Annotated in this window: 8 protein-coding genes and 1 riboswitch; all 8 genes read right to left on the bottom strand. The window is 56.8% G+C overall.

The window, feature by feature from the left end:
- Window positions 1-3: 3 nt before the first annotated feature.
- The gene (locus Pla100_RS21805; RefSeq protein ID WP_146580156.1) at window positions 4-603 is read right to left on the bottom strand and encodes an ANTAR domain-containing response regulator; all 600 of its coding nucleotides are present in this window, start codon (window positions 601-603) and stop codon (window positions 4-6) included.
- A 172-nt stretch (window positions 604-775) separates the two neighbouring features.
- Window positions 776-1324 (bottom strand): DUF6580 family putative transport protein, encoded by a 549-nt coding sequence (locus tag Pla100_RS21800; protein ID WP_390620660.1) that lies wholly within the window; start codon window positions 1322-1324, stop codon window positions 776-778.
- 71 nt (window positions 1325-1395) lie between these two features.
- Complete coding sequence (locus Pla100_RS21795) at window positions 1396-1632, bottom strand: DUF1289 domain-containing protein (RefSeq protein ID WP_146580152.1); 237 nt, start codon at window positions 1630-1632, stop codon at window positions 1396-1398.
- A complete protein-coding gene (locus tag Pla100_RS21790) occupies window positions 1629-7691 on the bottom strand; it encodes a DUF4465 domain-containing protein (protein WP_146580151.1) in 6063 nt (2020 codons plus the stop codon). The genes Pla100_RS21795 and Pla100_RS21790 overlap by 4 nt, the downstream gene beginning before the upstream one ends.
- Window positions 7692-7725: 34 nt before the next feature.
- The gene (locus tag Pla100_RS21785) at window positions 7726-8556 is read right to left on the bottom strand and encodes a DUF1559 domain-containing protein (RefSeq protein ID WP_146580149.1); all 831 of its coding nucleotides are present in this window, start codon (window positions 8554-8556) and stop codon (window positions 7726-7728) included.
- A 145-nt stretch (window positions 8557-8701) separates the two neighbouring features.
- Window positions 8702-8956, bottom strand: a riboswitch (cobalamin riboswitch).
- 142 nt (window positions 8957-9098) lie between these two features.
- A complete protein-coding gene (locus tag Pla100_RS21780) occupies window positions 9099-10691 on the bottom strand; it encodes a 2-isopropylmalate synthase (protein ID WP_146580147.1) in 1593 nt (530 codons plus the stop codon).
- A gap of 238 nt (window positions 10692-10929) precedes the next feature.
- A complete protein-coding gene (locus tag Pla100_RS21775) occupies window positions 10930-11922 on the bottom strand; it encodes an alpha/beta hydrolase (protein ID WP_146580145.1) in 993 nt (330 codons plus the stop codon).
- Window positions 11919-12221, bottom strand: a complete 303-nt coding sequence (locus Pla100_RS21770; RefSeq protein ID WP_146580359.1) for a carboxymuconolactone decarboxylase family protein — start codon at window positions 12219-12221, stop codon at window positions 11919-11921. Before Pla100_RS21770 ends, Pla100_RS21775 begins: the two co-directional genes overlap by 4 nt.
- Between the last annotated feature and the right edge of the window lie 85 nt (window positions 12222-12306).

Below are 12306 nucleotides of genomic sequence, written 5' to 3'. Positions count from 1 at the left end.
ACATCAAAGTTCGGCTTGGAGGAGCCCCCCCTCTACGGAGATTGATTGGGCGATCTCGATAAGTTTTTTCCGCTGCTTTGTCGCGAGCCTTTGCAAAAATCGATGAGCCTCGGATTCAGAGAATCCTCGCGCGTGCATCAGTATACCTTTTGCCTGCTCGATCACTTTGCGAATCTCCAACCGCTGCTCGAGTGAATCAATCCGCTCAATAAGTTTTTTGAATTCTTCAAAGCGATGTTCCGCCAAGTAGATCGCTGGTAAGAGCGAGTCCTTGGTGACCGGTTCAACCAGATACGCCATCACATGATCTTCCATCGCCCGTTCGATTTTCTCCACATCATTGGAGCGGGCGATCACGATGCTCGCGATCGGCCGTTGTTCGCCGATCCGGATCAAAGCTTCAATGCCGTCCATGTCCGACAAGGTCGGCGCGGCGATGTTGAGATCCGGGGGTCGACCGATCGATCGTCGAATCAGCTCTTCACCGGATGCCGTTTCGAGGGCCACGACGTGACCGAGTTCTTCGAGCATCGAGACAAGATCGCGACGTGCTTCGCCGTCACCGTGGGCAAGATAGATTGTCAAGTTGGTATCAGCCATCATTGATCAACACACGTTGATCTCCTCCATCGACGTAGGTGCCAATCCAGCGGAACATTCCAGCAGGACACCTTCGCTTCAGCAAATACCGCGCCGAAGGAAAATGACTCCTCCGCGACCAACTGTTCTTATGTTCAAAACGGCCTTCACTGCACGGCCTTCAATACGGCCGTCCCTAATTTTGAGCGGGGGCCATCGACAGTTCCCTCGGTAGGCTGACCCGTCGGGTGCGGGGTAACGCGACGGCGGCAAACAAACCGAACAAAGCACCGGTGTAAACCAGGTCACCGGCGAGCGTGTACTGGAAAAACGGAATCGCGGCCGTGTAACAGGCGATCAAGCCGGCGAGCGTGGTGGGATAAAAGGCGACAAAACATCCCAAGTTTGTGACCAAGAAAAACAGTACGCTGCCCATTAGGGTGCCTGAGACGATCCGTCCCGTCGTCGCAAAACCCGCAGTCAAATCCGTCGATCTGGAGCCACGAACCCATAACGCGCCGATTGCGATGTTCACAAGCAAACAGCCGTAGACCAACGGCATCAGCGAATGAAATCCGATCACCGCGTCGCTGACGAGCATCGCCGCCACGACGGCGACGGCGGCCATCGCGGGCTTGCGACTGACCGTACCGGCGAACAACCCCAAGGCGGCTAAAGGCGTGAAATTCGGTGGATGAGGCAAAAGCCGTGCGATCACGGCGACCGCGACGGCCGCCATCAGCATAACCGCGTGCGAGGTGTCGAACGATCGGATTGCGCGAATGATGGATTGGGAAAGCTTGTTCATCGAAATCATCAGGGTTGAAGGGAATTGGACGTGGAGGCAGCGGGAACGGATGGTTTCAAAGCGGTAAATCGGCGGAGTTGCACCTCCGCAAGAATGGAACGTTTTTCCTCGTTCGATGCAATCGACCATCGGCCGATCTCGCTCAAGGAACGGTGGCAACCGGTGCAAATCTGACGCTCATTAACTTGGCAAATTCCAATGCAAGGCGAGCGTGGCGGGAGGTTGGCGGAAAACGATCGTGTCATGAATTCAATTCCAGTAAGTGGCGCCATCGTCCCCGCAAGTCGTCATCCGAATCTGATAGCAGCCCGAGTTCGGCCAGGGCAATGTCGACCGATTCCCCGGAAAGGAACTCGGCCGAAACCGTCGACGAGACTCGCTCCATGCCGCGGAAAGGCACGACTGGCAAAACGACGGATGAGCGTTGGGGTTGACCTCGCATTTCGTCGGTTTCGTCGTCGTCCGTTGCCCGTTCGGCTTTTTCGAGCATCGTGACCGCCATCGCCGCCGAGGAACTCTCTGTCGCCAACGCGATCGGCTCACCTGCGAGGGACGTATCGTTCAGATAATTGATGACCTGCAAGGCATCGATCGCGGTGACCTGACCATCGCCGGAAACGTCGACGAGTCGGCCGACCAAATCGGCAGTTGTCTCGGGCGTGGGAAGTTCCGAAGTCGAACTCGCGTTGATCCAGTTGATCACCGTTAACGCATCCGTTGCGGTCACATCGCCACTGCCATTGACGTCAGCTCGATTCAAAACGTTTTGCCAAGGTCGTTGCGTTGAGACGCTCACTTCGACTCCTTCGCCGACCAAGCGACTGGTGACTACCCCATCCTCGATCATCGGTAATCCCAACTGCCAATTACCTGAAAGATTCAACACTTGATTCGCCGACGTCACCAAACGAGCAGGACTGTCGCCCAACCAAGACTTCAGTTCCAACGAGTCAAGCTTGAAACGGAACGCCGCATCATTCGGGTCGGTGGACCCCAACACGATGGTTTCGAACCGGACGATCCGATGACGCAACCAATCGGCCAAATCCAATGCTTCGCCGTCGGCCAAATCGAACGGCGAAATGATCAGGGTGTCTTGTCCACTGCCGCCGTCGATGGAGGTGAAGCCTTGCGTCAACACCGTCACCACGTCATCGCCGCCGGCGACATCGATACCGACTAAACCGCGAGCGTTCGGGATCGGTTCGATCGTCAACCGTTGCGGTAGGTCGTTAAGCCGAATCAGAATGTCTTCGTCGAGCGGATAGTCGTCGAACGTCAGATCTTTCGAGCCGTCGACCAAGCGGATCTGACCATTCTGATCAATCAATGAAATGCGTGAAGGCTGATAATCCGCCAGCTCGATCCAAGCTTGTCCAGACGTGTAACCAATTGCTCGAATTACGATCGGAATGACCATCGCGTCGTCGACCACTAAATCCGGCCGCCCCGAAACGAGCACGGCTTGAGATTGGTTCCAGTTTTGTGGCGTGAACGTCAATGAGGTCTTGTCGAAAATCAGTTCGTCTTGGTTGCCAATGATTTCAACGGTCAAGTCGGATGACGGAGCCGACTCCAAGCGGACACTGATAACCGACGCCGTGCCGCCTTCGCTCAAAACGAGATTCGATCCGCCGTTTTCAACCACCACGGAAGGCAATTCATCGTTTTGCACCGATACGAATTGTGAGTCCGATTCAAACCCGATCGCGGCAACGGACAGTTCGACCGTCGTGTCGACTTGATAGACGGCATCATCGATCACGGCAAAAGGAACGCGAATGCGGTCGCTGCCGGCCGGAATGGTGACGGTCGCCGGAACGTCCAATCGCGATGCCGGATCGACCTGAACGTTGACGACCAAGTTGCCGCTGAGGTCCGACGAATTGCGATGCACGGTCATGCTTGCAGCGGCGTCAACGTTGCGATCGACCACCAATTGATCGATGGCAAAAAACGCCGGAGTGTTCATTCCAAAGTTGCCCACATCCGACGAAGACAAACGGAACTGTAAACGCGTGGCATCAACGAGCGAGCTCAAGTCCACCACCGTCCAGTCCTCGATCACATAGTCGAGGGAATGATCGGCGAAGCGATAATCGGCAAGATAAAAATCGACCGATCCGACGGAATCGCCGACGGCATCATATCCTACGATCGTAAGCAAAAAGAAATCAGGATCCGCGCTGGTTTCGCCGCCAAACCGCTTGGCAAACGAATCGCCCTGCAACATCGATAACGCCGCGTATGTGGTGTTGGTGATCGCGATTGATTCGAAGGAAGCCCCCGCGAACGAGTCGGGCAACTCAATGGTCGGCGGACTCTCTCCGTATCCGCCGGCGACGGCGAACGTGTCCGATCCGTCCGCTCCGCCACCGGAGTAAGAGGCGAACTGGTTGGCGAATCCAGCGGTCACGGTGTCGGTGACGTTCGAATAAGCCCACCCGCTCCATGATCCAAACGCGGGTGTGTACTCGTTGGCAAATGATAGCGATCCCGAACGGAACCCGCCGCGTTGGTCGGAACCGTTATCAAACGCATCTTCGGCGAGGGCCTCACCGACATCCTCAAAGCCGATGGTTTGAACTCCTTCCGCTTCGGACAGATCCGTTGCCGAAACGTGCAGGGTCAGCGATGCGGAATCATCATCGATCAAGGTCACGTCTCGAGCGACTCCGGCAAAGCCTTCCGCTTCGGCGGTGATGCGTACCGAGCGATCACCGTTGACGATTTCGTCATTTCGCCATCGCACCGGGACATCGACCGAATCGCCCCCCGCAGACATCGTCACACTCGGCGGCAATACAACGTCGTCGCGATCACTGCCGAGCGTAATCGTAACCGGTTCGTCGGTATCGGTGCCACTGCGAACGATCGTGATGAACGACGCCCCCGCTGCATTGCTCGGGGTCGGCTGCAAGGCCACATCATCGATGGCGAAATAGCCGGGCGTGTTCATCCCGAACGTTCCGTTATCGGACGAGGACAACTGCATCGACAACGTTACCGCTTGGCCGATCGAACTCACATCCACGGTCGTCCATTGATCAATGAGGTAGTCAAGCGAGTTGTCGGCGAAACGGACGTCGGCCAAGTAAAACTCGACCTGACCGATCGAATTGCCGTTTTGATCGAGTCCATCGATCGTCAACAAAAAGAAGTCCGGATCATCTCCTGATTCGCCCCCGAACTGTTTCGCAAACTGGTCGCCGTCTCGCATCGACAAAGCCGCGTAGGTCGTGTTGGTGACGGTAATCGAATCGAAAGGATCGGACTCGGTCTCCCTTGTGATCGTGACCGGCGAACTGGCGAACGCGACCGCGTAGGTCCCTGATCCGTCGGCACCGGTTCCGGGCAGCGCCGAGTACTGATTGAAGAAGCCCGGTGTTTGGGTATCGTTGTCACGACTGATCGAGAAGCCCGACCAAGAATCAAAACCGAAGGAATTGTCGAACTCATTTTGAAGCGTGATCGGTCCGGAAACGAACCCGTCGTCATGGCCCGCGTCGTTGTCGAATTCGCCTTCGAGCAAACCACGGCCGAGCGTCTCGAAATCGATCACGGTGGCCGCATCGGCCTCGCTTAACGCATCACCGGGGACAGCAATTTCCAAAACCGGCAAATCGGGATCGGTGACTTGGACCGTTTCGAAAACACTGACCACGCCGGGCGACGAGGCCGTGATTCGCAGCGGCAAGGCGTCGCCGGCACCACTGGTGGGCGTTACAGAAAACGTCGCCGTCGTTTGATTCACCCCCACCGGGATCGTGACCTCGGCGGGACCGACGATTCGATCGCTGGTGACTCCGCCGAGCAGCGCGTTCAAGCTGATCGTTTGTGGTTGATTCAGTGCCGTACCCAAGCGACGGACTTGGACTCGAAACGAAGTCCCTTCGGGAATCGAAGTGATTCGTTGGCCCGATAAGTCCTGCACGTTCAACTCGATTGATGCCTGATCGTTGTCAATAACCTGCACGTCGATGATGGAAGAGACAAAAAACAAGTTGTTCGCTTGAACGCGATAAGACGAACGAGAGTTTTGGATCGCATCGTCGATCACGCCGATTGTGGCGACCGCGCTCGCCGATCCCGCCGGAATGATTACCGAAGCGGGAACGACCAAAGGCCCGCCGTCGAGGTTGGTCAAAGTCACCGTGACGGGCTGGCTCAGGTCGGTCGTGTTGCGACTGATCGTGAGATTGCGGCTCGTCGATGCGAAATTCTCGTTTAACTGAATCGTCGTTGGATTGGCCAACAGCGACGGCAAATCATTGTCGGCGATCTGGATCGTCGCGGTGGCCGTCGCTCGTCCGGCAACGATCGCGCTGACCGTGACGCTGCGTGGTCCGTCCAACTGAGTATTCTCGAGCACCGTCATTGGGACAACAACCTCGCGCGCACCGGCCGCAAACGTGACCGTGCTTGGTAAGGTTAATTGTGACGCCACGCTCGGACTGATCGTGACGTTGAGAGGTTGGCTGATATCGGAATCATTTCGAGTCAACGTCAACGATACCGCATTGCCCGATCCTTCGTTCACGTTGAGATTGGCGTTCACAAACGCGACCGCTAGCGATTCGTCGTCTTCGATCGTCAACGACCGAGTCGTCGGCAATAGATTGTCGGCCGACGCCGTGATCTCTAAGAAACGGTCGGGCGTCGGGACCGAATCGTTGACAGGCGTGATGGTGAAGTTGGCAAACGGCGCCCCGGCCGGGATCGTGACGGTCGTTGGCACACTCGCTTGATCCGAGCCGGTGCGATTCAACGTCACGGTTATCGCGGCCGAGTTGTCCGACGTTGAACGTGAGATACGGCCGGTAACGGTTTGGTCTTCCCGCGTTACCGGCGTGCTCAGGTCAAACGCAACCGCAGGCCGCGATAACGTTACGTCATCGACGGCGATGTAGGCCGGTGTCAGCATGCCGAAACCGTTGACATCGGTGGACGTCATGCTGAACCGCAGTGATCGGGCATCGGACAGACTCGACACGTCAACCTTGGTCCAGCGATCCAAGATAAAATCTTGCGAGTTGTCGGCAAAACGATAGTCCGCCATGTCCACCGTCACGGTGCCAACGGTGGCACCCGTCGCATCGACGCCGGTGACGATCAATTGCAAGAGATCGGGATCGTTACCGGTCGCGCCACCAAACTTCTTGGCAAATCCGTCGCCTTGACGCATCGAAAACGTCGCGTAGGTGGTGTTGGTGACATAGAACGAATCGAATCGCGAACCACTGGCCGGATCAAGCGTGATCGTCGGTGGCGGCAATGCTCCCGATGGCGACGAGTCGAAGAAACCGACCGCATAGGTTGATGAGTTGTTATGGCCGATTCCGGTGATTGCGCCGTACTGATTAGTGAAGCCCGGCGTTGTGTTGTCGGTCGATTGCGAGACCGACCATCCCGCCCAACTTTGGAACTGCGAACTGTAATTGTTATTGAGGCGGATCTCTTGTTCGGTGAATCCGCCTGATCCGCTGGAGCCGTTGTCGAACGTCGCGCCACCCAATGACGCGCCGAGCGTTTCGAAATCAACGACAATCTCACCGGTCGCTTGAGCGTGAATCACGGCAACGCCGTCGACATCCAGACCTGCCGAACCGACCGTCGGTGTGGGATCGTAAATCGGATCGCCGCTCGCATCGGTCACGCTACCGTCACCGACAATGTCCACTAAACGAATATGCGTTACGGCGGTCACATCCAATCCGGCACGACCGCGCAGTTCGCCCAAATCGAACGGTGTGCCGAACCCGGCTCGGTACTTACCGGCAAGGTTGTGAAGGTTGGTCGGGTCAAGCAGATCAAAACTGTTCAGCGGCGCGGCCGTCCGCGAATCCGATGCGAATCGATGAAAGTTCACGCCATCAGACGAAACCTCGACAAAGCCCAATTCCAAAAACGTGTCCGAGAACGAATTTTCGAACACGGCAAAATCATCACCGAGTCCATCACGGATCGGGGTGTTGAACGTCAGCGTCAACGAGCCGCCTCGGCCGAGTGAAACAATACCATCGAACTCACCTTCGGCCGGGCCGAGCGCATTGTTTGCGTTCGTCCAGACGGCATCGACGTTGGTGCCCGGCGTGTAGTTGGCCACTCTCGACGCCCATCCGACGATCGCCGGATCGGTTCGCGAGATCGCATCGGATCCTTCCAGTCCGGCCGCGGGAGCGTATGGACCGGCCGCGAGCATTCGACGGTCCTCGAGCGATTGCAATTGGATCCGGCGACGTGGTGATTGTTGTTTTCGTGCCCGAGTACGTGAGCGGACTGATAAGTTCTTGTTCAAGTTCATGATGTGGATTCTTGGGATGGATTCTTGGTTTCGATTATTCCAGCGACTGTGTCTCGCGACCGTTGCGGGTACACAACGCGGCAAGAACCTCAAGGTTGATCTGTTCGTTCAAAAAATGAGCAGAACCGTCGGCCCGCAAACTCATCGCACCGCCGGGATGAAAACTCCGCATGTCGTTCTCAAACGCCGGTGCTTGGTTGATCCCGAACGCTTGGTCAAACAGATTGCGCCCGTTGATCCATTGCCCGTCGGGGAAGTCGGCGTCTTCACCGATCATGATCGTGTGCGAGCTTCCATCGAGAATGTCGCGAAACCCCAACGCTTGGTCGTGGATCATCATCCCGCGTGGCGGTGTGTTGTTGGTCACGATCCGTTCGCCGTAGATCCCGCCATAATCACTCACGCCCATGCCGCCAACGCGAGGTTCGGGACGAGGCGTCGTCGGGCACACATACGCGGCAACGACCTCGGCGGCCGCATCCAAGTTCAACGGATCATCGAACGGACGATCGAAGTCGATCCGGTCGGCCAACGCGTTTTGTTCCATTTGAGGCAGGATGAACGCGGACCAAGCGAACTGCTTACCACCGGCCACCTCGGGTCGCACCTGGATCGCCCCGGGCGGGAATTTGCCGAACGCGGAATGATAGTTGTGCAGCCCCAGCCCGACTTGATGCAAGTTATTCTGGCAGGACGCACGACGCATCGCCTCGCGAGCGGCTTGGACCGCCGGCAACAACAAACCCACCAGCGCACCGATAATCGCGATCACCACGAGCAGTTCGATTAAGGTGAACCCGATGCGTCGTTTCCTCGAATCGCTACGAACGCGCAGCGATATCGGATTCCAAAGGGTGAAAGTCATTGCGTCAATCAACGGCATGCGGCAATGACCGACGATCTGAACCCAATACCGCATCGTGTCCACGAAAGCGCAGGCGGGAACGTCGAGTCATTCAAAAAGGAATTCGGACATACATTCCTGACGTTGACCTCACCCAAGAAGGTCGACAGACGTCCGATATCTGGTAGGTCTTCTGACTCCCGACACTTCCCACCACCTCGCCTTCTCACCGAGACCGAAGTCCGGCAATGGCCAAGAAAAGGAGCGGGTTCCCAATGTCTAGCCGGCGAAGAAATCACTGACAGCTGGACATTCGTGTGCGTCGGATACAGCGGCCGGGCCGTCTCGGAATCTCACCGAAGTTCCCTGTTCTCGTGCCCGTCGAGAGGACGGTCACGACACCAAGTATCGTTGACCCAGAGTATTGACGCGGCGTTCAGGTTTGTCAAACGGTTTGTCGCCAACCTGCATCTTCCTCAATGCGGCGACAACTGACATCATGTCAAGCTTCAATCGACGTTCCGTGTCGCCGTCGACTGAAAGTCGACGCCACAGTCGATCCATTACGGTTGAGGTAGATCCTCTTCGCTCGCGTCGGATTGTCCGGCCATGATTCGGTTGATCGCGTTGAGCATCGCCAAGATCGTGCTCTCGACACTGTCGGTACTTACCCCGATGCCGCGGTAAGTTTTGCCACGGTGTTCGACTTCTAGATTTACTTCGCCGATCGCGTCACGTCCAAGCGTGGCGCTGCGGACGCGGAAGTCTTTGCACACCAACTCAATGCCGGTGATCTTTTCAACCGCCCAGAACGCGGCGTCGATCGGGCCATCGCCTTGGGAAACTTGTTCGGTGAATTCCTGACCGCCATGTTTCAGCGTGAGTCGGACTTCCGGCGTTTTGTTTCTCGCACTGGTGACTTCGTAATCGATCAAGCTCCACTGCGTTGTCACGGTGCCACTGATTTGTTGTTGCACGAGCGCCATGATGTCGCCGTCGTAGATTTCCTTTTTCTTATCGGCGAGTTCTTTGAATCGATCGAACACTTCCTGTAACTGTTCGCCCGACAAAGTGAACCCGAGTTGTTTGGCGCGATCGGCCAAGGCGGCCCGGCCGCTGTGTTTGCCGAGCACCAAGTCGGTTTTGGAGAAGCCGACTTCTTCGGGTGACATGATCTCGTACGTACTGCGTTCCTTCAGCATGCCGTCTTGATGGATGCCTGACTCGTGAGCGAACGCGTTGCGTCCGACGATCGCTTTGTTGCGTTGCACGTTGATGCCGGTCGTCTTGCTGACCAATCGACTGACGGGGACCAAGCGGGTCGAATCGATGTTGGTCGTTAAGTGATAAAAGTCTTGACGGGTTTTCATCGCCATCACGACTTCTTCCAGCGCGGCGTTGCCCGCCCGCTCGCCGATGCCGTTGATCGTGCATTCGATTTGCCCGGCTCCGGCGGAAACGGCGGCCAATGAGTTGGCGACGGCCATCCCCAAATCATCGTGGCAATGAGTGCTCAAGATCGCTTTATCGATGTTGGGAACCCGGTTCATCAACATCGCAAATCGATCATAGACTTCTCCCGGCGTCGCATAGCCGACCGTGTCGGGCACGTTGATCGTGGTCGCACCGGCGTCGATAGCCGCTTCGACAACCCGGCACAGGAAATCGTGTTCGGTCCGGCAAGCATCTTCAGGTGAGAACTCCACATCGTCACAGTAGGAAGCGGCGCGTTGAACCCCGGCGATCGCCCGCGCGACGATCTCGTCGGTCGTCATCCGCAGTTTGAATTGACGGTGTATCGCGCTGGTGGCCAAGAACACGTGAATGCGACTCGACGGAGCGACCTTCAGCGCCTCCCAAGCACGGTCGATGTCCTTTTCATTGCACCGGGCCAACCCGCAAATGGTGGCACCACGGACGGTCGCGGCGATCTGCCGGACGGACTCGAAGTCACCGGGAGAGGCGATCGGAAAGCCGGCCTCGATCACGTCAACTCCCATCTCCGCAAGCGCCGAGGCGACTTCGAGCTTCTCGGCCAAGTTCATGCTCGCCCCCGGCGACTGCTCGCCGTCACGAAGCGTCGTGTCGAAAATTCGAATCGCGCGGGGCTGTGGTTGGGGGGGAGACGTGGTTTCGTCGGTGGGTGTTTCAGACATGACCGTTTCAAGGATTGGTGAGAGAACGGGACAACAGCGAAGGCACAAAAAAAGCCCGAGACGCATAGCATGGCGGCTCGGGCTAATTCGTTGAACGGGGGTGAAACGAGGCTTCAGAACACCACAACGAATCGGCTCGGGCCACTGCTTAGTAGCAGGCCTAGGTCGAGGCGTCGTAGGGATTCGAGTCGCGTATTCATATCCGAAAGATAGACTCCCGGGGGGCGTGCGTCAAGGACTAACGTGAGCCGAAGTTGTCATCGTGAAACTTCATGATCGCCAGTCCCTTCTGTTCGTAGATTCCTTTGGCCGAATGCGGAACGCCTTCGACGATCAATGACCTGAAAGGAATCCCCTGCTCTTTCAGAAACGCCATGTACTGAAGGTTGTTTTGATAGTTGAACCCTTTGGTGCCGACGTAGATCATCAGGTCCAATGAGGGCCGATCGGATTTCGCATAGACACGCGCCAAATCCCACGTATTGTCACCGATTGCGAATCGCAGCGTCTCACTTTCGCGGCCTTCGGATTCGCTGATGCGTTTTTCGGTTTCATAACCACCGCCACCCGCCGCGACGCTGCTGAACAGTTCTGGATACCGAAGCGACAATCGCATCGTGCCGCGTCCGCCTTGCGAGAATCCCTCGAGTCCACGTCCACTGCGATCGGCGATCGTTCGATACGTCTGATCGATGTGCGGGATCAATTCTTGAATGAATACGTCGGCACCGATCGCGCCGGGTTGGTCGGGAACGTTGTAATGACTGACCGGACCGCCGTTGACGAACACATAAATCATTTCGCCGACTTGCTCAGACTTCATCGCTTCGACCATCATCGGTGCCAATGAAATGCCTTTGGCTTCCGAGCCCGGACGGCCACCGTGAAGGTAGTAGACCACCGGATAACGCTGTTGGGATTGAGTCCCCGCCTTCGACTCATAACCTGGTGGCAACAGGAGGAAGTAGCCGACATTTTGATCGACCAACGTGCTATGAAATTGGCCGTGAATCAGACCAGGAACCTGTTGGGAATTCTGGGCCGGATTGATCCATGAAAATCGGGGAGTCGCCTTGTCCTTCCGACCGACTTTCGCGGGTGGAGTTCTCGCGGGCTGATTCTTCGCGGGGAGTTCGTCCGAGTCTACCTGCGAAGCGATCCCGTTGACCAAGTACAGAAGTGTGACAAGAACGATGAGACTTAAGCGTGCAGATCGTACGAGAGGGCTCATTCGGTTTTCTCTTTCGGTTGTTGATTCAAGACATCTTCGATCCAACTCTTCGCTCGCATCATAGTCGGGAAGCCGATCGTGGGTGCCGCTAGGATCGCGACGTGACGCAGGTCGTCGGGCGAACAGCCCGCCTGCAAGGCTTTGCGGCAGTGCGAATGAGCACCGCCTTGCAAACCCGCTCCGATCGAAATGGCCAGCTTCACCATCGCGACCTCGCGATCCGATAGCGGTCCGGCTTGTCGGGCGGCCTGTCCCATCGCTTCGTACGCTTGCATGAACTCCGGGAATTGCTCGTGCATCGCACGATAGGTGCCAGGAATTCTGTCATTCGGATTAATATCGGACATGGATTCGGTCTCGTTTGGTGGCGTGGCGTCGACTTTC

The sequence above is a fragment of the Neorhodopirellula pilleata genome (assembly GCF_007859915.1).
GTDB lineage: Bacteria > Planctomycetota > Planctomycetia > Pirellulales > Pirellulaceae > Rhodopirellula > Rhodopirellula pilleata.
This window is presented reverse-complemented; position numbering and strand designations above follow the sequence as displayed.

What these genes read in the sequence shown, in the direction of transcription:
- Pla100_RS21805 (WP_146580156.1), bottom strand. Translation starts at nt 603, where the DNA reads ATGATGGCTGATACCAACTTGACAATCTATCTTGCCCACGGTGACGGC.
- Pla100_RS21800 (WP_390620660.1), bottom strand. Translation starts at nt 1,324, where the DNA reads ATGCTGATGGCGGCCGTCGCGGTCGCCGTGATCGCACGGCTTTTGCCT.
- Pla100_RS21795 (WP_146580152.1), bottom strand. Translation starts at nt 1,632, where the DNA reads ATGACACGATCGTTTTCCGCCAACCTCCCGCCACGCTCGCCTTGCATT.
- Pla100_RS21790 (WP_146580151.1), bottom strand. Translation starts at nt 7,691, where the DNA reads ATGAACTTGAACAAGAACTTATCAGTCCGCTCACGTACTCGGGCACGA.
- Pla100_RS21785 (WP_146580149.1), bottom strand. Translation starts at nt 8,556, where the DNA reads ATGACTTTCACCCTTTGGAATCCGATATCGCTGCGCGTTCGTAGCGAT.
- Pla100_RS21780 (WP_146580147.1), bottom strand. Translation starts at nt 10,691, where the DNA reads ATGTCTGAAACACCCACCGACGAAACCACGTCTCCCCCCCAACCACAG.
- Pla100_RS21775 (WP_146580145.1), bottom strand. Translation starts at nt 11,922, where the DNA reads ATGAGCCCTCTCGTACGATCTGCACGCTTAAGTCTCATCGTTCTTGTC.
- Pla100_RS21770 (WP_146580359.1), bottom strand. Translation starts at nt 12,221, where the DNA reads ATGCACGAGCAATTCCCGGAGTTCATGCAAGCGTACGAAGCGATGGGA.